Raw genomic sequence first — 20,790 nt, 5'->3', positions numbered from 1 at the left:
TATTAATTGTAATAGTTTATACTATAAGGGACATAATGCGGGATGTGACAGATTACAGTTTTCATGGTCCGATAATGCTGGTTTGCATACGGACGTCCAGGCGCATAGCAGGGCATCAATGAATCCCGGAAATTGCAATGAGGGTGCCCGGCGGCATCGGGTGTGTCGGCATGGAACGGAGTTTGCGAGCCGGCACGCGTAATGGGAACGCGGCTCGATCCGCCGATACGTCGACTGGCGTTTAAAGCGCGGCGATCAGCTTATTACTTCCGCAAGGGAGCTCAGGTTGAGCAGGCTGGTGACCATGGGGGTCGCGTTGAGAATCCTCATGGACTTCGCTTTCTGTTTCTGGAGCTTGTAGAGCATGATGAGCTGGCTGATGCCGGTGGAATCGATGAAGTCGATGCTTCCAAGGTCGACCTCGATGTCCTGGGCGGACGTCTTGACCATCTCCACGATCTTTTCATGGAACTCGACGAAGGATTGAGCGCCGTTTTCCCTGTCGACCGAAAGCCTGATCACTTCCGCATTTTCCAATATTTTAAAATTCATCGTTCCTGCGCCACATACGCCATCGTGTTCTTGTTGACGTATACATTGAAAGATGGTAACTACCAGATGTCAAGAGCAAATAGTCGGACGGGCGGTCAATTTACAGAAATGCCGAATCGCGCGTACAGAGGCGTACCGGAGGCATGGGTCCGGGAGGGGAACCCATGAGCCGAGGGGCGGTGCGCATCACCCCGGGATGTTCCCGCGGGTATAATGTGGATCAGTGACGTGCATAAAGATGTGGAGTGAGGGAAGGAACGATGCCCAGGATAAACGAGGACAAAAAAGAGAGAAAAAACCGGGAGAAAAAAAGGCTCATCATCGACGCGCTCAAACGCTGTCTTGACCGGGAGGCGTACTCGTATATATCTCTTCAAACGGTCGCCGACGAGGCCGGCGTATCGAAGGGGGGCCTGCGCTACTATTTCCACACCAAGGAGGCGATGTTCATGGAGCTCATCGGGAGTTTCTTCACGGACATCGAGAAAGACCACCTGGGCGTCATCGGCAATATCGATCTCGCCCGCGACAGGGCGTTCCTCTCGACCCTGTACGGGATCGAGAGATTCGTGCTCAACACGCGAAATATCAAGATATTCCTGAACCTGGTCCTCTACGGGCTCGAAGACAACAAGATCATGGGTCCCATCCGCGAATTTTTCCGTAACCACCTGAATCTCTACGAGGACATCGTGCGCAGGGCGCAGTTCGGCCAGGCGGGGCAGGGGGACAATGGGTTCGATTACCAGTTCAAGGCGCGCATCGCACAGATCATCTTCCTGAGCGCGGGCTTGCTGGAGGAGGTCGATCCCATAGGGATGGACCCGTCCAGGCTTACCCGGTACGTGATTTCGCTGTTTGGGGATTCACGCCCGGAGAATTGACGCCCTGCGCCCCGCCTTATTTGAGCTCCAGTATTCCGGGCAGATAGACCTCGATGAATTTCCGGTCCTCCATCCCCGTGAGGTCGCGGTAGAGATCGGACCCGATATCGATGAGCGGTTCCCCGCAGCTGCACCTGAAGCCGGTCGCGCCGGCATGTTCGTGGCAGAAATATTTCCTCTCGTCGCTGAACCGGGGGAGGACCGAGTCGAGCGCGCCCCCCACCAGGTCCTTCTTGCGCATTTCGACCTTGCTTTTAGTGAGAACGATCGCCTCCATCACCCCCTTGTGGCAGGTGATGAAGCGGGAGTATTCCTCTTCGCTCATGGTGCGCAGCATCTCCGCGATGCTTTCGTCGCAGGCTTTTTCGGCGCATTGTTCCCTGGTGAAATACTTTCCGAACGAGATTGCCCCGTATCGGCCCCCCACGTATTTGCCGTATACGAAAATCTTCTGCTTGATGGAACCCATGCAGATGTAGATCGCGTCGGCGGCCTCTCCCGATACGGTTGCGGATACGTAATCGAGCTCCCTGCCGCAAGAGACGCAATGGATTTGGTCGATTCCTTTGGTTTCGCTCGAACACATATTATGGGAATGGCTCATGGGGCGCTCCGAAGCTGGGGTAAAATCGGGACGAAAACTACGAAAAACCGGTCCGTCCGTCTGTCCGGTCCGTTTATACCACGAGTATATATAATGTCAATTAGATAAATGCGGTTTTTTACCGGGGGTTACTTGTAGAGCAGGTATTTTTCCCGTACCCTCTTGAACGATTCGAGCCGGGGCTGCCACGCGGCGATTATTTTTTCAGGGGCGAGCTTCTGCCAGGCGAGGAGGTTCCAGGTGTACCTGTCCCCGGTCTCGTTTACGAAGCCTTCATACGCCATGAACCGGTCGGGATGAATCTCGTACATGGCCTGCAGCATGTGAAGCCCGGCGGCTATCGAATCCAGCGTCTCGCGGTCGGTGATTTCAGCCTGCACCCCGCTGCACAACTGGTAGCGGTAGGGGTGATACGGCGCCGTGGGCGTGAAGGTGCAGGGCTTGAATTGAATGCCCGGCGTCGATCGCTTTGAAAGATTATCGGCGATACGCTTTCCGTCGAAGAAGGGGGCCCCATACATCTCGAAGGGCTTATCGGTCCCCCGCGCCACCGATGCGTTCGTGGTTTCCGTCACGCCCAGACCGGGGTACAGTATGGCGCCGTTCAGGGTCTTCATGTTGGGGGAGGGATTCAGCCACGTGAGTCCCGTCTGGTCGAAATACATCGAGCGCTTCCAGTTCTTTACCGGCACGACCTCGAGGGTACACCCGATCTTGAAGTGACCGTTGAACAGAAGGGCAAGCTCGCCCGCCGTCATGCCGTGCCGGGTGGGGATCGGGTAAATCGAGGTGATCCCGCCCCACACGCCGTTCTCGGGCACCGCCCCCTCGACCTTGACGCCCCCGATGGGATTCGGCCGGTCGAGCACCACGAACTTGATGCCCGTTTCAGCTGCCGCCCTCATGCACAGGGCCATCGTCCCTATATACGTATAGAACCGCGTGCCTATGTCCTGGATGTCGAATACCAGCACCTCAATTCCGCGCAGCATCGCTTTCGAGGGTTTGTACGACTGGCCGTAAAGGCTGTATATGGGAAGCCCCGTCTTTTTGTCAACACTGGAAGCCACCGATTCGTCCGCGGTGCCCCGGATTCCGTGTTCGGGGGAAAAGAGCGCGACGAGGGTGCATTTCCCGGAACCGTGAATCGTGTCGATCGTGCTCGCGCCGCTCCGGGTGATCCCGGTGTGGTTCGTAACGAGCCCTACCCGCTTGCCGGCGATCGAATCGAAACCCCGCTCTGCCAGCACGTCGATGCCCGGCAGCACCGGGCCTGCCGGCTCTTCCTCGGAGAAGCCGCTCATCAGGAGGGTGCCGAATATCAGCACCACGGCCAGGGCGATCCCGACAAATATGCCGGTGTGCGGGCGCACGGGGGTGTGTTTGAACGGACTTATGGTCATCATTGGTCGGCTTCCTCTATTGAGTCCCGGCGGTCATCGTGCGGATCCCCGAATTGCCGGGAAACCCCGGAGAAGGGGGATTATCCCCCCGGGGCCCTCCGATGTCAATAAAAAAGGGCATTTCACATGCTAATCATCCAGGTGGACATTATTTTCCGGGTAGTGTGGCGTAGATTATAAGTCAACCAAGGTGTGTCTCCAAAAATCCCCCTCCCTTGATGGGAGGGGTTAGGGGAGGGTGATGCTTTCCCCTCTCACCCGACCTCGATGTACAGGATGTACGAATGCCGCGGAGGACACGGATGTCCGTGAGCGGCCCCCATCGAGGGGGAGGAGTTTGGGCTGGACCCGCTATATAATTTACATTTAGTCGTCTTCCCGGAGGAGCTCCCACAGGAGTATGCCCGCCGCGACGGACGCGTTGAGCGAGGAGATGTGCCCCCTGAGGGGGATGCGCACGAGGTAGTCGCACTTCTCGCCCGTGAGGCGGCGCATGCCGCTTCCCTCGCTTCCTATCACGAGGACCGCGGGCCGCAGCTCACGGAGCTTTTCCATGCCCGTGTCACCCTCGTCGGAGGTTCCGATAATCCAGAAGCCCGCCTCGCGCGCCTTCTCGAGCGTCTGCGCGATGTTTCCCACGTGCATTATCCGGATATGGGCCGTCGCTCCGGCGGAGGTCTTGATAATGGTCTGGTTGATCTCCGGCGCGTGCGCCTTCGTCATGATCACGCCCCCGGCACCCAGGGCCTCCGCCGTGCGTATGATGGAACCTATGTTATGGGGATCCGTAAGCTGGTCCAGGGCGACAAGCACCCCCGACCGGGCCGCCAGCTCCGCGATGAATTCGTCGTCGCGTATCTGCGGCCCCCGCGACACGATGCGCAGCATTACCCCCTGGTGGCGGGATGAGGAATCCACCCGGGAAAAGAATTCCCTCTGGGCGTAGGTGATCTTCACCGCGGCCCGGCGGGCCTCCGCGGCGATAATCTCGATGATCTTCCCGTGCGCGGACTCGGAGATGAACAGCTCGGCGTCCTGTCCCGGCTCCAGGGTGCGCAGGTATTCCAGGACTGGGTTGCGGCCTATTATTTCTTTTTTTTCCATCGTGTCCCGTCTTTAGTATCTTCAAGCACGATTCCCTCGGCCTCGAGCGCCGCGCGGATCTCGTCCGCCCGTGCGAAGTTCCTCTGCTTCTTCGCGTCCTTCCGCTCGGCTATGAGCGCCTCGATGCGCGCAGAGTCCTCGGGGGCGCCGGCGTCGGCCGGGAAGAAGATCACCCCCAGGACCGAGTCGATCCTTTTCAGCGCTTTCATGACGAGGGCCTTCCCGGGGCCGGACAGCGTTCCCCCGTCGATATGTGAATTCACCGCGTGGATGAAATCGAAGAGCGTGCCCAGCGCGCCCGACACGTTGAGATCGTCCTCCATCTCGATCGAGAATTTTTCGATGAAGCGCTCGATCATGGGCGCACAATCCGGGGTTTCCCCGTCGCCGCCCGGGACGTCCCCCAGGCGCACGAGGAGGTTGTCGATGCGCTCGAGCGCGGCCCCGGCCTGGTGGAGCCCCTCGAAGGTGAAATTGAGCTGCTTGCGGTAGTGCGCCGAGAGCAGGAGATAGCGGATCGCGCGCGCGGTGTAGCCCTTTTCAAGCAGGTCGCGCAGGGTGTAAAAATTCCCCCTGGACTTGGACATCTTGGAGCCCTCGACAAGCAGGTGCTCGACGTGTATCCAGTAACGGACGAATCGGTCCCCGTATGCCGCTTCGCTCTGTGCGATCTCGTTTTCATGATGCGGGAAGATGAGGTCGACCCCGCCGGTATGGATGTCTATGGTGGAGCCGAAAATCTTCCTCACCATCGCCGAGCACTCGATGTGCCATCCCGGGCGGCCCTTGCCGAAGGGCGTGTCCCATGAGGGCTCGTTCTCCGGCGCGGACTTCCAGAGCGCGAAGTCGCGCACGTCGTCCTTCTCGTATTCGTCGGTGTCGTAGCGAAGGCCGGACTTGATCTCGCGCGTATCCAGGCGGCTGAGCGCCCCGTAGCGCTCGAACTTGGCGATGCTGAAGTACAGGGAGCCCTCCTTCTCGTAGAGGATGCCCTTTTCACGGAGCCTTTTCATGATATCGATCATAGCGTCTACGGACTCGGTTGCGCGCGGGTTGTGCTCGACCGGCTCTATGTTGAGCGTTTTCAGGTCCTCGAAAAAGATGCCGATATAGCGGTCCGTGTATTCGCGCAGCTCCACGCCCTCGCGGTGCGCGCCCGCGATCGTCTTGTCGTCCACGTCCGTGATGTTCATGGCGTGATCGACCCGGAAGCCGCGGAACTTCAAATAGCGCCTGAGCAGGTCGTTGAACATGAAGGTGCGGAAGTTCCCGATATGGGCGTATCCGTAGACGGTGGGGCCGCAGGAATAGATGGTCACGGGGGGGTACTCGGCGACCGAGGCCTTTTTTGATCCCCCGGGGATAAGTTCCTCCCGGAGCCCGGTGAGCGTGTTGTGGATTTTCATGGCGGTGCGCCTCTCGCGTCTGGAAGTTACTGGGTGCCGGGCGCGATCTCTTCTCCCTCATCGTCCAGGAGAAGCTCCTCGACCTCGCTGTACGCGAGCGTCGGGATTTCCTCCGGACGCTCCCCGGCCTCGGCCGGAGCCGCCCCTTCGCCGGGCCGATACAACTCCGGCGTGAAACGGAATTTGTCGATGTGCTCCGGGCTCAGCTTGTAATACGCAAGAAGCACGTGAAGCTTCTTGATGTATTCAATCAGTTCTTTGAGCTTTTTGTTTTTCCTGTCAATTGTTGTTTTACTCTCGATTATGAGTTTTTTCAGGAGCTCGGTGCGCTTGGTGAGCTTGTTCTGGAGGTTCTGGACCGTGTCGTAATACTCCTTGTTCACGCGCTGGAAATCGATGCGCGCGAGCACGATCTCGCCCTCCTGGCGGTCCTTCTCCACGCTTTCCAGTATCTGGTTGAGCTCCTTGACCGAAAACAGGTCCTCGGTGGAGGTCTGTATCCACCGGGTGCCGTCCGCGTCGGTGAATTCCGTGTTCAGCGGTGCGAGTGGTTTTTTGGCCTTTTTCATTGAGCGCTGCGTTCTCTCTTTTTGGGGCATCGGGCCCCGGTACTCGGGCGGGAGGCCTCTTTACACTATCGGCAGAATCGGCCCCCCCCTTGCCTGTCTTTATTATAGTAAATAATAAAATCCGGGGTCCGGCGTAAAGCCCAATTTTACTTTGACAAAAAGCTCTCATGTCACGATGGTGTGCGCTAGAAGGCCATGCGAAACCCCATTACATCCGAATTGATCGAAAAGCTTGCCGCCCAGGGCTGCGCCCTCGCGAATGAGCCCATGAGCAGGCATACGACGTTCAAGGTGGGCGGTCCCGCCGAGCTTCTCGTGTGCCCCTCCGGCCCCCGGCAGGCCGCCGCCGTGGTAAGCCTGGTGAACGAGGCGCGCATACCGCTCACGGTCATAGGCGGCGGCTCGAACCTTCTCGTGGGAGACCGCGGGATACCCGGAATCACGCTCTCCCTGGGCCATGACGGCGCGTGGAAGGGCGAGATGCGCCGATGCGCCGACGGCACGGTCTACGCCGACGCGACCGTCCCCAAGGAGCGCTTTATCGACTGGTGCCTGGATGAGGGCCTCGAAGGGGCGGATTTCATGGCGGGTATCCCCGGCTGCCTCGGGGGCGGCATCGTGATGAACGCCGGGACCTTCATGGGCAACTTCATCGATATTCTCACCAGGATCGAGTATATCGACCGTAAGGGCGCGTCGAAGAGCCTCGAGGTGCGGCGCGAGATGGCCCATTACCGGCGTATGGACATGGAGGAGGGGGCGGTCATTACCGGCGCGGTGTTCCGTCTGCCCGAATCCGCCGATATACGATCGGCCCGGGCGCGCATCCGCGCGATACTCGACGATCGCGGGGCGAAGCACCCGCTCCAGTATCCATCGGCGGGATCGGTGTTCAAGAACCCGGACGGCCATTCGTCCTGGAAGCTGATCGACGAGGCGGGACTCAAGGGTTACCGCATCGGCGGGGCAATGGTCTCCGAGCTTCACACCAACTTTATAGTCAACGTTGACGGCGCGAGCGCGGGAGACGTGCGCGCGCTCATCGAGCACGTGCGTGATACCGTTTCCCGGCGTTTTTCGATCGCCCTGCATCCCGAGGTGCGTATGACGGGGGAGTTCTGATATGCGGGAACGCACCGAACCGGCAGCGGAAATGAGGCTTAAGGACGCCGTGTACTGCGCCCTTGATTTCGAGACGACGGGTATCAACCCCGTCGCCGACGGGATAGTGGAGATCGGGCTGATACGCTTCACCCTGGGCGAGGTACTGGAAACCTATTCGACGTTCGTGAACCCGGGGCGCGACATGCCCGAGGCCGTGATCAAGATACACGGGATCACCGGGGACATGGTCAAGGGCGCCCCTCCCATCGCGGACCTCCTGGACAGCCTGGCCGGGTTTATCGGCGACTCCCCGCTCGTGATCCAGAACCCGCGGTTCGACCTGTCGTTCATGGAGGTCGCCTTCAAGCAGAGCACGCGCGATGTCCCGGCGTTCCGCGCCTACGACACGGTGAGGATCGCGCGCCAGACCTTCGCGAACCTGCCCAACTACCGGCTACAGACGCTGTGCGAATCCCTGGGCGTCGAGATCCGGTATCATCGCGCCCTGTCGGACGCGCTCGGCTGCATGGAGGTGTTCCGGCGGGCGGTGGCCTTTCACGACCATGAAGGAAGCTGGACCTTCAACGACCTGCATCGTATACACGGACAGCCTATCCGTCCCCGGCTCTCGCGAAGGGAAAAGGAGCGGCTGCACCTGAACAACCGGATAGTCATAGGCGACGAGGTGCAGATACGTTACATGGACGAGACCGGGAAGATCAGCATACGGCGCATCCTGCCCAAGGGCCTGGTGCAGAACGGGGGAAGAAGCTACCTGTGGGCATTCTGCTATCTGCGCAACGGCGACCGCTACTTCAATACGCGACGAATCCTGAAGGTTTTTTAGGCTCCCGGCGGTACCGGGCGGTTACTTGAGGGGGCAGAAGAGCTTCTTCATGGTACCCAGGAGCGTCAGGACCTTGTCGTCCTTCACCGAGTAAAACATGAAATTCGCGTCCTTGCGGCGCTTGATGATGTCCATCCGGCGCAGCACCGTGAGGTGCTGCGAAATGTTCGATATCGTGGAGCCGAACTCGCGCTCGATCTCTCCCACCGAACGTTCCCCTTCTATCAAAAAGCACAGTATCTTGAGCCGTGTCGGATGCGCGATGGACTTCAAAATGTCGCTCGTCGAGGTGAATTGTTCTTCTGTGAATGATATATCGGCCATCCGGGACGTCTCCGCAGTCGGTTGTATTTGAGAATTCAATTATGCAGTAAAAAGATGAACAGCTGTCAAGCAGATTTCAAGCCCTATTGGAGAAGGGGCTCCTTCTCCGGCGCGGCAGGCGCGGTCACGATGGGGAAGTAGGACGCGAGGTCCAGCATGGCGAGTATCTTGTCTATTTGCGGGGATGTCTTGAGGATGAGATGCATCCCCTGGGCCTCAAGGTACTGCTTGGTATGTATAAGGAAGCCCACGAACGAGGAATGGATGTGCTTGGTCGCGCTGAGGTCGAACACCACCGTGTTTTCAATGACGGAGAGCTCGCGGATGCGCCGGCTCAGCTGGGTGGCGTCCTCGAACTCGATTTCCCTTGGAAACGACCATGTAGTGTGTCCGTTCATACGCCCCCTTCCGTGAAAAGCCGCTATCTGTCCGCATTCTAATTGTCGGCACGGCGGGGTTAAAAATTAGAAAAAATCACGGGGTATTTCGGGATTTTGCCGCGACCGGCGGGTATACTGTACCACACGACGGGCGAGGGAGGGAGCAGGCGTACTACGCGATGACGGCATGGAGTATTTTAATTTTCATATTACATTAATTTGAATTTATAGAGATAAAGTTCTTGCAAAAGAACATTCATGGACTGAGATGAGGCGGGAAAGCGTGATGAAACCGCAAAGGATCGACATCCGGAAGGGCGCGGAGGTTCGGGCGGACCTGGACCACCTGCAACGGCTATTCATCATGCCCGATTCCCCGGACAAGTTCCTCGAGTTCGGACACGAGCTGCTGGACCTCATCCACAATTTCTTCAAATCGAAGGGCGGCATCCACAGCGAGATCTCCATCCAGGAGCTCGCCAAGATGTTTTCGATAATCGACATTCCCCGGCACCCCTATCTTCTCAAAGATATACTCGCCGAGATAAAGTCCAAGATCATAGCCCATTCCGTGAAGGTGGGCAATCCCTATTACATAGGCCACATGACGAGCGCGATCCCCTACTTCATGATCCTGCTCGAGATGATCATAGCCGCGCTCAACCAGAACCAGGTGAAGATCGAGACCGCGAAGGCCTCCACCTTCGTCGAGCGCGAGCTTATCGCATGGATTCACCGGCTCATTTTCAAGAGGTCCGTCAACTTCTACCGGACGCACGTCCAGAATCACCGCATCGCCCTGGGAAACGTCACGCTGGACGGCACGATGGCGAATCTGACCGCGATGCTGGTGGCGCGCAACCAGGCCTTTCCCTCCGACGGGCGCTTTCCCGGAATCCGCAAGGCGGGCATTTATGACGCGTTCCGGCACTACCGTACGAAGCGCGCGGTGATACTGGTGAGCCAGCGCGGTCACTATTCCTTCGAGAAGGTCGCGCGGATCATAGGCCTGGGGAACTGCAGCGTCATCAAGGTGCCGGTCGACGATAACGACAGGATCGACATGGCGCGGCTGCGCCAGGTGTGCAGGCAGATCCAGGACGCGAACGCGGCATCCGAGGAAAAAATCAAGATCATCTCGCTCGTGGGGATCGCCGGTACGACCGAGACCGGGAACATCGACGATCTCCTGGAGATGCGCAGGGTCGCCGACGAGAACAAGACGTTTTTCCACGTGGACGCGGCGTGGGGCGGGTCGCTCCTTATCGTCGACAAGTACCGCGACATGTTCAAGGGCATCGAGGACGCGGACTCGGTGACCTTCGACGCGCACAAGCTCATGTATTCGCCCCTTTCGATGGGGATGATACTCTTCCGGAAGGAGACCGCGCTCAACTATATCAAGCACACCTCGAATTACATCATACGCCCCGACTCGGTCGACCAGGGGCGCTTCACCGTGGAGGGGTCCCGGCCGTTCTCGTGCCTCAAGCCGTGGGTTACCTTCAAAATTTTCGGCGTCGAGGGCTTCAGCCTTCTCTTCGAGCACGCGTTCGAGATCACGAACACCCTGAAAAACCTCATCGACCTTCATCCGAATTTCGAGCGCACCAGCAATCCCGAGATTTTCATCATGAACTACCGGTTCGTGCCCGCGCGCATCCAGGAAAAGCTGAACCTCCTGCTCGCGCAGGTCGAGAGCGCGAAGGTGACGCAGGAGGTGGTTCGCCTCCTGAAACGGATACACGCGATCAATGAAACCCTCAATGAATTGAACATCGAGCTCCACCGCGCCATCCGCCAGGAGGACAACAGCTTCGTGTCCCGCACCACGCTGGAATCCACGAAGTACAGCCCCCAGAAGATCGTGGTCCTCCGTTCGGTGACGATCAACCCGCTCACGACGACCGAAATCCTCCAGGAGATCGTGCATGAGCACAACAGGCTTGGTGAAAAGATTTACAGGGCCGATTTCGCGCACCGTCTTGAAAAACTCTGACCGCCTCCCCGCAGCCTTTATCGCAAGCGCGCTTGTCATGGCCTGCGCCGTCGATATCGCGTTTTCCGAGACGAAGCATGAAGCCGAGACGCGCCCCGGCCGGCTTCCCTTCGCCTGTGTGCTCCTTGACGGGAAGGTGTACGCCCACGCGGAGGACGGGGTGAAGGCCCTGCCCCTAGGCGGGGTGATCATGGCGCGCTATGCCGACGGGATACTGTGGTACCTGCGCGCTGATGAGCCGAAAAAGGGCCAGGGCGGGTACCGGAAACTGACGGCGGGCCGCATGGACGTACAAACGGAAAAGGAGACCGAGTACGCCTGGAAGCCGGACCGGGAGGTGACCCCGGTCAAGATCGCCGGGAACCGCGGGACGCTCTTCGTGCTTACGGCGCCTACTGCCGGCGATGACGGCAGCCAGGGCACGCTCTACCGCATCGACCTGAACGGCGGGGGCGCACCACTCGCGGAGGCGGCGATGGACTTCGCGCTTTCCGGGGATGGACCGTGCATCCTGGCAAAGGGGAAGGAGGGGACTTTCGTGAGCATCAACGGCCGGAGGATCCCGCTCGCGCTCGGGGCGCCGGCGCGCTTCCAGGCCGTGGTCGATGGCAGGATACTGTTCGCCGCGGACGGGGCGGCCGTCGCGGTGGTGGACGCCCATGAGGCGCGGGTGATCGCCGCCTACGCCATCGATAAAAGGCTTGCGCGTCCTGGCGAATACAACCTTGAGATACTGTGCACGGACGATTCCCCCGCGGGCGATCCGTCCGCGACCGTGTTCTATAAGATTTTCGTGGACGGGACGGAGGCGGGACGCACCGAGAGCGGCCCCGCGGGGACGGTGCGGCGATTCCGTACGAAGGTTGACGCGGGGTCCCGCCACGTCGTGCGCGCCGAAAGGTGGGAGCTCAACCGCGTGAAGGAAAAATACGAGCGCGCCAACAATATCGACCAGCCGGCCCCCTTGAGGCTCACGGTGCCGCCGGACGTCGTCTTTAAAATCGAATGGTCACGCGGGGAATTAGGCTACAGTGCGCGGGGTTCGCTCGCGTCGGAATAGGGGCGGGCCAAAATGAAACGCGGCGGGTTTCCCCGCCGCGGTTTTAACTCTGGATCGGTTCGATCGCTTACTTGAAGTCGTTCAAGCGCTCCGATTTCTTCTCGTCCATCTCCACGATTTCCCGCAGATGCTTGTACTCGATCGATTCCGCGCCGAACTCGATTTCCACCGCCTGCAGCATGTAGCGGTTCTTGAACTGCTTGTACTGAAGCTGCGTCGCCTCGGGCGCCTGGCTCGACTTGCCCACCACCGTTTCGAGGTAGCCGTAGCAGCTCGAAAGGTACTTGTAGGCCCACACGTCCTTTTTATTCTGCTCGTTCAAAGCGATATAACGCTCGAGTATGGGGATGCAAGGCTTGAAGTTGTACAGGTCGTACTGGGAAGAGACGTACACCTGGTACAGCCGGCTCTGGAAGGTCTGGAACTTCGGGTTGTTCCTGACCTCCTGGAACTGCACATTGTCCATGTGGTTGATCGCGCGGGTGAAATAGGTGACCGATTTAAGCTTGGCGTCGTATTTCAGTTTCGCGACCTGGCGCTCTTCCTGGTTCTTCCGGTCGATTTCCTGCCAGTACCACCGTTCGTTCAGGTTCTTCTTTTCCTTGTTGGCGGTGACGAGCTTGGTCACCTCGTTTTCCATGTCCTCGAGGATGTCGAGTCCCGTCGAGTATTCGTCGATCGCGAGCTTCAGCATGTTCTCGGAATAGTCCTTGCTGAGCTTCTGCAGCTCCTGCATGGCCTGTATATAGGGTTTGAAATCCTTCACCCGCCAGCCCGTGACTTCCTTGGGGGCTTCTTCCTTTTTATCGGCCGCCTTGACTTCCTTGGCGTCCTTGGGGGCGTCCTTCGCGGCGTCCTGGGCGTTTACTGTCGCGACGACGGAGAACAGCCCCAGCAGGGCAACACAGACTGCCAGGCAGAGCGCGGTGACGGAGATATTTCTCAGCTTCATGGAGTAACCTCTTCAGTACAATGATAATACGAGAATTGGGAACAAGTAATCTTCTTTAGAAATATCGGAGGGAAAAGGGGGAAAACTGAAGTTTTTTCAACGGGCAGGGGGTTCCCGTCCTAAAATCCTGAGCCCCCACCGGGCGGCCAGGTGGCCGTTCCCCCGCGCTACGATGGTTATGAGCCCCCTGTCCCTGTCGCCCCCCAGGAACAATCCATAGGAAAGGTACCGGTTCGTTCCGGCCATGACAGTCGAGGTTTTCCCCCAGCACGATGACGACGGGACCATGCCCCCGGGCTCGTCGTCGCCCTCCAGGGGCCCGCGGCGAAGGGGTTCGATATTCTCCCGCGCGCTTCCGTACGGTTCGCTCTCCCCGGATGCCGTACCCGTGCGCACCGTCTCGGCCAGGGCCGCGCGGATGACCTCCAGGCCGCCCGCGGGCAGCGATCGCCGGAATTCATCGACTGGGCGGTCCGATACCGCGACGGGAGAGACGGTCATCGCGACCTTCACGAGATCGCGGACGGTCAGCTTCACGCGGTAATCGAGGCCGCACAGCAGGCGCGCGAATCCGGCGTCCCCGTCTATGTCCGGGAGCGCGAGGGCGATTCCCGGCCGGCGGGACAGGGAGGCGATGAATGACGCGAAATCGGCGCGGTCGATGTGCGCGTAGAGCGAGGCGAAGTAGAGATTGCACGAGCACGAGATCGCGCGGGAGAGATCGGTGTCGCCGTGCCCGCCCGGCTTCCAGCATTTTTCGGGCATGTGCGTATCGGCGCTCGCGCCCTCGCAGGTATAGCGATAACCGCGCGCGAGGTCGGGGCGGCGCGCGACGAGGTAGAGCGAAACCAGCAGCTTGAAGACGGAACCGGGTGCGACGCTGCGGGAGAGTATCTGCGCATAGCGCGCGTCCAGGACTTCCCCCGTTACGAGCGAAAAACCGACGTAAGAGAGATAGGGACTGTCCGGCTCGCGTTCGTGCGCGCCCCGTACAAAACCGATCCCGGGAAAGTAATGGCATAGAATTTCGTAGCGTGAAAAGCCGCGCATCGCGAGCGCGAGGGCGCCGTGCTGGCACAGTCCCGCGTTGTGCCCCAGGCCCCGCCCGGAAAACAGGTACGCCGCGCCACCCGCGTCGTCGCCCTTTCGAACCTCGTAATTGTTGCTTTTCAAAAAACTCCACCCCTTGACCCGGTTGATCCTGAGGCGGAAATCCTCGGGCGCGAACTCGAGAGGTCCCCTGTCGGTTCGAATTTCGAGCCGGCACGCCGCGCGGTCGTAGACGATCGCGGCGATCTCGCCCGTGTCCCCGCCCAGGATGGACCTGAGCTCGCCGGCCGGAAGCGCGGCGGTCCATCCCTCCCGGCCGTTCCGGCAAAGGTAGACGCCCTCGCCAAGCAGCCGGTCGCGGACCCCCGGAGCACGCTTTTCGCCCAGGCTGAAGACGCCGTCGCCCAGGGTCGCGCCCCCGCAGCGCGCGTGGAACACGGGTTCGCAAAAAAGCGCGGTCGCGTCGATGCGCCACGGGAAATTTGCTTCGCCGATACTCGTGTCGGCGCGGTCGAGGCGCCCCCGGTAGACCTGGCAGTGGCTCAGGTCGCAGACGTGCGCGTTCCCGTGTACGGGGCGGGCGCGCGCGCGCTCCGCGCGCGCGAGGACGAGGAGGGAGAGCGCTTCGAGCGCCTCCGCGCCCGATCGGGGCTGGGGGCCGTATTCGGCGGCGGCGCTGTCGCGCGCGTAGCGTTCGGGCTCTTCGCTCGCGACGATCGAGATTTCCCGGGGCGATGCGTCGATGCGCAGGGGAAGGGGGTAGCGCCTCGAATCGTCCCTGAAGCGCACCCCGACCGTGAGTCCGGGGGCGCCCTCGATCGTAAGGCTCACGCGATCGCCGGCCGCTTCCCCGTCCAGGAGGACCCGGAAGGCGCCGTCGCGGTGGGCGATCTCGATAGTTTTCACCGGGACGCGCGTCCCGCCGTCCGCGCGGACGCAGGAGACGTTATCCGGAAGTTCAAACAGGATTCGATCCAGCTCGCCCGCGGCCATCGACTTCAGGTGCCGGGAGAGGATGGAGACGCGTATCGGCCCCCCATTGCGCGCAACGTCGCTTCCGGCCCATGCGGGCGCCGGAAGCAGGCTTGCGAGCAGGAGGAGCGCGGCGGCGCGCATCCCTACTTCTTCTGGATCACGAACCGGGAGGGAGATGCCCATCCCTGTATGGAGGGCTCGTACATGCACTCCATGCGCGAGGGCCGGGCCAGGAACTCGCCCGGAAGCTCCGCGCGCATGATGTAGGCGATCTCGTACACCCGGTTCTTTTCAAGCCCGGTGAAGAAGAACACCATGCGGTTGTCCCACTGTTCGGCGTGGGAAAAGGGCTGGTACTCGCCGTAGGCGTTCTTCATCACGACCTCGAAACCGCTGGGCAGGTAGTCCTCGAGCACCAGGTACTCGAAGTTGTCCTGGGCGCGAAACTTGATCTTGACCAGAAGCTCGTCGCCCACCTTGAGCGCGTTCCTGTCCCCGATCTCCTCGGGTACGAAGTACTCGCTGTTGTTGGCGTCGCGCACGCGCATCACCGAGTAATACCGGCGCGCGAGCGAGATGCCGTTCTCGAGCGAGCGGACGCTGCGGTCCTCGCTCTTGAAAAGGGAGAGGAAGCCCGTGTCCTTGAAGTTGAGGTTCCCGTTGAGCGCGAGCTCGAAGAGCGCGTCGGGACCGGCGCTGCCGCGCGCGGCGACCTTGAACGCGCTCCCCGCCGACCCCGGGAGCTTGACCGTCACGGAGAGCTTTTCCCAGTCACGCATGGTCTTCGTGTCATAGGCGAGGGTCGCGATGTCCTTTCCTTCCAGGGAAAAGGTGATGTTCCCGGCGGACGAGAGTTCACCCGTGCGCGCCTCGAGGTATTTGCAGAAGGCAAAGAAGACGTGCGCGGTCTCCTTGGTGCTCGTCCACGCGCCGCCGCGCATCCTCTTGCAGATCGAGGCCACGATCGAGGCGGGGATCGTCCCCGTGTCGCCCGATTCGACGAGCGCGGCGAGCACGTGGGCGCTCATTTCGGTCGAGGCGCCCTGCCATGCCCAGGGGTTTTCACCCGGGGCCCAGTAGGCGCCCTTGCCGTCCGTCTGCTGGCGGTTCTTTAATGCCGCCACCTGCTCCGGAAGGAGCTTCGCGATCGCCGCGCGGTCCTGTGCGGGGATGGAGGCGATTCCGGGAGCGAGCGCCATCGCCCGCACGAGGAAGGCCTGCGCGTAGTTCGAGAGCGCGGATTCCTTAGCGAGCGCGGCGTACGCCGTTTTGCTCCATTTCCCGTAAAAGGCATAGATGTATAACAGGTACGCCTTGCCGTCCGGCGAAAGAAGCGATTCGTTTTGCAGCATGCGCTCGACGGCCTCCAGGCCCTGGCGCGCGCTTTCCCCGTCGATGGGATAACCGAGGCCTTTGGCGGTGCGAAGCGCGTAGAGCACGTAGCCGGTTATGAACTCGTTGCCGCGGTCGCCGCTCCACCAGCCCCAGCTCCCGTCGTCGTTCTGCATCTGGGTTATACGCTGGATGCCCACCGAGATCTTCGCGTCCAGCTCCGGGTCCACCGGCACGTCCTTCATGCCGCGCTTCGCGAGCAGGGCCTTGAAGGCCAGGTTCGGGAGGAACCGGCTTATGGTCTGTTCCACGCAGCCGTACGGGTACTCGGCGAGGTACTTCGACGCGCGCATGAGCTGCGCGATCGGGTCGGGGTGCACCGTGATGGTAAGGGTCTCGGGCCGATACTCGAAGTCGTCGGTCGCGCCCAGGGGCGAAAGCGTGACCTCGCGATTCCCGGACATATCCCCCAGGCCGTAGAGCTTGTAGGGCACGCCCTTTGACTGCACGGGGACGGTGAGCTTGAGCGCGTCCTTCGCCTCGGCATCGGCGCGCGCCTGGAAGTAGAGGTCGACGGATTCCCTGTTCCCGGGGACTTGCACCTGGTAGTGCGCGCGGGCCGACCCGAACGCCGGAAGGCTGATCTTCGCCTTCTCCTCCGGGGAGACCGCGGTTCCGTCCATCTTGAACTCGGTCGCGACGGCCTCGAGGCCGCGCGCCGTGTTGCTGTTCACGATGCCTATGAGCGAGAGCCTGTCCCCCTCGGTGAAAAAGCGCGGCTTGCCGATGCGCGCGACCAGGTCCTGGGTCACGAGGATCTCGCTCTTTTTTTCGCCCACGCGCCCCTCCCTGTCATGGCCGCGCAGGGTGAGCCGCCAGGTCGTGAGGTTGTCCGGGACCGTGAAGGAGAGCTCGGCGTTCCCGTCCGCGCCGGTACGTATGTCCGGCTTCCAGAACGCGGTGTCCTTGAAGTTTTCGCGTACCTTGATCTTGCCCTCTTTTCCCGCTCCCGCCAGAATGGTTATGGGGTAGGAATAATTCGTGAGTACCCAGTTGGAAATCTTCGAATAGAAAAAGTCGCGCATGCGCGGCGTGTGGTCGTAACGGATCTGGTAGATGGCCTCGTCCACGACGCCCAGCGAGATGTCCGCCTGGACGGGGCGCCCCGCGGTATCGGCGGCCTTCACGGCCAGCTTGACGGTGTCCCCGGGCAGGTATTTTTCCCGGTCCGCCTTCACCGCTATCGTGAGCCCCGTGTCGGGATCGGGAATGGATACCCCGGCCGAGGACATGAAGAGGGCGCGGTTGCGCTGCATGGTCGCGGTGATGAACAGGTTGGGGGCGTAGCGCGCCTTGATGTCGAGCTTGACCGGGGTGATATTGCCGGTCATCTTTACCACGCGCGACTCGTACACGTCCCTGCCCTCCAGGGTGATGCACACCCAGGCGTCGTTGAACCGGCTCTTGAGGAGGCAGGTGATTTCGCCGGGCTTCTCCAGCTCCGCGTCGTTCACGGCGAGCTCCAGGTTCTTGAAGCGCGATTCGATCTTGTATCCGAAGTTGGAGTATATCCACACCACGCGGTTCGCGCTGATCACGTTTTCCTTTTTGTCGCGCCCGGTCGCGACGATGTCGAATTCGCCGTACACGTCGAGCTTCCCGGGAAGCTCGAGCTCGGCCGTGCCCTTCTCACCGGTCGTGAGCTTCTTCTCGAACACAGGCTTCGCGTCGTGCACGTACACGCGCTGCCAGGGCTTCCACACGTACCGGTAGACCTTGATCTCCACGGGGGCGCTCACGGGTTTGCCGTCGTGCGCAAGCGTCTTCACCTGCACGATCTTCTTCTCGTCGTCCGAGAAAAAGTTCTGCGCGGGATTAATCTTTATGTAGTACTCGCCCCGCCCGATCTTCACGCTCTCGCGGCTCGTGATGCTCACGTTCGAGCTGTCGACGATGGTGGTCTCCAGCGTGATCTCGCGGTCGTAGGGGTAGTCGCCGCAATGGAGCTTTAAGGACGCGATCCCATTGTCGTCAAGGTACTTCTCGCCCTCGAGCTTGATCTTGTTGTACGATTCGCTGCGCCCGTAGTCCTCCTCCCACCAGTAGGTGGTGTCGGTGTCGCGCAGGCGCGATTCGTAGAAGCGGTAGCGCACGAGCGCCCCCTTGAGCGGCGCGCCGAAAAAGTAACGGGCCTCGACCTTGAACTCGGCGGTGTCGCCGTTCGTGAAGAACGCTGCCGTGGGGGTGAGCTCGATCTTGAATTCGGGCTTGCGGTACTGCTCCACGTAGAAGCGCCCCGCCGCGTAGAGGTCGTCGGGCGACGTCCCCGCGCGCAGCTCGTATTCGCCCAGGCGCACCTCGGAGGAAAGCTGGATGTCGCCGTGAAAGGTTCCCCATTCGTCGAGCGGGAAGCTCCCGGAATCTATGGTGTCGTCGGTGTCGATATTGCGGATCTCGTAATGGTACGTGTCCCGGCCCAGCGGCACGAAGCGCTCCGCGCGGTGCTTGCCCAGGATCTTGTAATGCACCTTGTCGCCCGCGCGGTACACGGGACGGTCGGTATAGATGAAGAACTTGTTCTCCTCGCGCGCGAACTGGTTGGGCGAGCCCGTGCTGCAGAACGAGTAGCTGCCGTCGGTTCCCACGGCGAGGATGGAGACGTGCATGTCCGATTTGAGCGGCGCGTGGTACACGCCGGTCACGTCGGTCGCGCCCTTCTGCACGACGGCGACGGGAAGGTCCTCGATGCGCTCCGGGGGCTTGTAGGCGTACTCGGACTCGCGGTACTCCTGCTTCTCCGGCGTGTTGTCGAAGAGTGCTATGGCCGCGCCGGGCACGGGCGCGTTGGTGACGAGGTCCGTCACGTACGCGAAGACCGATTCGCGCGAGCGCTTCACGACCACGCCCACGGAGGTCACGCTGAAAAACTTGCGGCTGGTGACCTTGTCGGCGCCGGTCACCTCGATGCAGTAACCGCCGGGCGGGAGGGGCTCGTTCATTTCGACGGACTGGTAGCGCCACTCGTAGGGTTCGAACTCGCGTATGGTATCGTCCCACTGCCGCTCCGCCCTGAAGCCCGACGTCGCGGGGTCCACGGCCCCGGGCTGTGTTTTGCCCCGTAAGAACACCGCGACGGGAACGCGGTAGACCGTGAATTTCACCTTTTCGAGCCTGAACGATTTGAGGCTGAACTCGACCTTGGAGCCGGGCGCGAAGGTGTAGCGGTTCGAGTAAACCTCGAGCTCCGGGCTTTTAGGGCGCATGGTGAAATCGGTGTGCGCACGGTCGTCGCCCTCGCGCACGGTAATCACCGGCGTCTCGATCTTGAAAAAGCCCTGGTGCGAGAGCGAGAGCTTGTAGGTCCCGGGCTTCACATCCTCGAGCTGGTAGCTCCCGTCCTGGTAGCTCTGGGTCGAGTGCGCGATTTTTCCGGAGGCGAGCGTCGCGTCCACGTTGATCGCCGGGGCGTCTATTCCCTCGATAGAGAGCCTTCCCGAAAGACGCGCCGGGCGAAGCATCTGCATGGGAAGGTTGAATTTTTCGCCGCTGGACACGTGCTGCAGGCGCGCGGTCTCGGTGATGTAGCCCTGTTTCTGGAAGGTCACCGCGTAGCTTCCGCTCGTGAGCTTGTCGAACCGGTAGAGGCCGCGCGCATCGGTCGCGGTCACGAAGGGTTTCGGCTTCGCGCGGCCGGGTTCCTCCTCCTCGCCGGACTCGGCGTCGTCATGGGGATGGTTGAGTCGAACCTCGACATCGCGCATCGGCCCCCCCGCCGAATCCTTTACGGTTCCGGAGATTATCGCCTCGGGGGTGAGCTGGATATCGTAGGTGCCGGCCTGGATATGCTGTGTGTGCCGGTAGGTCACGAAACCCTCCGCGCGTACTTCGATCACGTACCGGACCTGTGTGATGAAGTCCTCGACGTGGAAATAGCCGTTGCCGTCGGTTTCGCAGCGGTAATAGCCCATGCCCATGTTCGCGTTCTTGATCTCGACCACGGCGCCCTTCACCGGCAGGGTGTGATAGCGGTCGTTTTCGTAGTGTTGATACCGCACGTGACCTTCGATGACGTTTTTCTTTTGTAGCGCTGCACCGTCCTGCTTCGCGTAGACGGCGCGTCCGTCGGGGAGCACCTGCCTGCCCGGCACGCCGCAGGCGATCGCGAGGGACGCCGCGCACAGGATGAGGGACGCCGCGAATATTTTTTTCATGGTTGACCGCCTTTATACGTTCGAGTTGCGACGC

At 60.8% G+C, this 20,790-nt stretch carries 16 protein-coding genes; 5 read left to right on the top strand and 11 right to left on the bottom strand.

Annotated elements, in window-relative coordinates:
• Positions 1-255 precede the first annotated feature (255 nt).
• Positions 256-552 carry an anti-sigma factor antagonist gene (locus tag EPN93_20305; protein ID TAL30168.1) on the bottom strand — a complete coding sequence of 99 codons (297 nt, stop codon included), beginning with the start codon at positions 550-552 and terminating at the stop codon, positions 256-258.
• 260 nt (positions 553-812) lie between these two features.
• Between EPN93_20305 and EPN93_20300 the strand changes: the two genes are divergently transcribed.
• Positions 813-1,436: a TetR/AcrR family transcriptional regulator gene (locus tag EPN93_20300; protein TAL30167.1), complete on the top strand. Its 624-nt coding sequence runs from the start codon at positions 813-815 to the stop codon at positions 1,434-1,436.
• A gap of 16 nt (positions 1,437-1,452) precedes the next feature.
• On the opposite strand, the gene EPN93_20295 is transcribed toward EPN93_20300, so the two are convergent.
• The 5 genes from EPN93_20295 to EPN93_20275 form a co-directional block, all read right to left on the bottom strand.
• On the bottom strand, positions 1,453-2,040 hold the full coding sequence (locus tag EPN93_20295; protein TAL30166.1) for a hypothetical protein: 588 nt from the start codon (positions 2,038-2,040) through the stop codon (positions 1,453-1,455).
• A gap of 128 nt (positions 2,041-2,168) precedes the next feature.
• The gene (locus tag EPN93_20290; protein ID TAL30165.1) at positions 2,169-3,446 is read right to left on the bottom strand and encodes a DUF1343 domain-containing protein; all 1,278 of its coding nucleotides are present in this window, start codon (positions 3,444-3,446) and stop codon (positions 2,169-2,171) included.
• Between the two features lie 363 nt (positions 3,447-3,809).
• Positions 3,810-4,547, bottom strand: coding sequence for a 23S rRNA (guanosine(2251)-2'-O)-methyltransferase RlmB (gene rlmB / locus EPN93_20285; protein ID TAL30164.1), 738 nt, complete (start codon positions 4,545-4,547; stop codon positions 3,810-3,812).
• On the bottom strand, positions 4,529-5,953 hold the full coding sequence (locus tag EPN93_20280; protein ID TAL30163.1) for a cysteine--tRNA ligase: 1,425 nt from the start codon (positions 5,951-5,953) through the stop codon (positions 4,529-4,531). Before EPN93_20280 ends, rlmB begins: the two co-directional genes overlap by 19 nt.
• A 26-nt stretch (positions 5,954-5,979) precedes the next feature.
• On the bottom strand, positions 5,980-6,522 hold the full coding sequence (locus EPN93_20275) for a hypothetical protein (protein ID TAL30162.1): 543 nt from the start codon (positions 6,520-6,522) through the stop codon (positions 5,980-5,982).
• Between the two features lie 195 nt (positions 6,523-6,717).
• Between EPN93_20275 and murB the strand changes: the two genes are divergently transcribed.
• Positions 6,718-7,644 carry a UDP-N-acetylmuramate dehydrogenase gene (murB, locus tag EPN93_20270; protein ID TAL30161.1) on the top strand — a complete coding sequence of 309 codons (927 nt, stop codon included), beginning with the start codon at positions 6,718-6,720 and terminating at the stop codon, positions 7,642-7,644.
• 1 nt (position 7,645) lies between these two features.
• Positions 7,646-8,473, top strand: coding sequence for a hypothetical protein (locus tag EPN93_20265; GenBank protein TAL30160.1), 828 nt, complete (start codon positions 7,646-7,648; stop codon positions 8,471-8,473).
• 21 nt (positions 8,474-8,494) lie between these two features.
• Here EPN93_20265 and EPN93_20260 read toward each other — a convergent pair whose 3' ends face one another.
• Together EPN93_20260 and EPN93_20255 are read right to left on the bottom strand one after the other, a co-directional pair.
• Complete coding sequence (locus EPN93_20260; protein TAL30159.1) at positions 8,495-8,797, bottom strand: ArsR family transcriptional regulator; 303 nt, start codon at positions 8,795-8,797, stop codon at positions 8,495-8,497.
• An 83-nt stretch (positions 8,798-8,880) separates the two neighbouring features.
• The gene (locus EPN93_20255; GenBank protein TAL30158.1) at positions 8,881-9,195 is read right to left on the bottom strand and encodes an anti-sigma factor antagonist; all 315 of its coding nucleotides are present in this window, start codon (positions 9,193-9,195) and stop codon (positions 8,881-8,883) included.
• A gap of 268 nt (positions 9,196-9,463) precedes the next feature.
• On the opposite strand from EPN93_20255, the gene EPN93_20250 reads away from it, so the two are divergent.
• Positions 9,464-11,176 carry an aminotransferase class V-fold PLP-dependent enzyme gene (locus tag EPN93_20250; protein TAL30157.1) on the top strand — a complete coding sequence of 571 codons (1,713 nt, stop codon included), beginning with the start codon at positions 9,464-9,466 and terminating at the stop codon, positions 11,174-11,176.
• Complete coding sequence (locus EPN93_20245) at positions 11,163-12,236, top strand: hypothetical protein (protein ID TAL30156.1); 1,074 nt, start codon at positions 11,163-11,165, stop codon at positions 12,234-12,236. The genes EPN93_20250 and EPN93_20245 overlap by 14 nt, the downstream gene beginning before the upstream one ends.
• A gap of 67 nt (positions 12,237-12,303) precedes the next feature.
• Here the strand turns inward: EPN93_20245 and EPN93_20240 are convergent, their stop codons facing one another.
• The 3 genes from EPN93_20240 to EPN93_20230 form a co-directional block, all read right to left on the bottom strand.
• Entirely contained in the window at positions 12,304-13,188 is an 885-nt protein-coding gene (locus EPN93_20240) for a hypothetical protein (GenBank protein ID TAL30155.1), read from the bottom strand.
• A gap of 96 nt (positions 13,189-13,284) precedes the next feature.
• On the bottom strand, positions 13,285-15,354 hold the full coding sequence (locus EPN93_20235; protein ID TAL30154.1) for a hypothetical protein: 2,070 nt from the start codon (positions 15,352-15,354) through the stop codon (positions 13,285-13,287).
• A gap of 2 nt (positions 15,355-15,356) precedes the next feature.
• Entirely contained in the window at positions 15,357-20,756 is a 5,400-nt protein-coding gene (locus EPN93_20230) for a hypothetical protein (protein TAL30153.1), read from the bottom strand.
• Positions 20,757-20,790 lie beyond the last annotated feature (34 nt).

This window comes from Spirochaetota bacterium (genome assembly GCA_004297825.1).
Classification (GTDB): domain Bacteria; phylum Spirochaetota; class UBA4802; order UBA4802; family UBA5368; genus FW300-bin19.
Note: the sequence above shows the minus strand (reverse complement) of the source record. Positions and strands in the feature narration are given on the sequence as shown.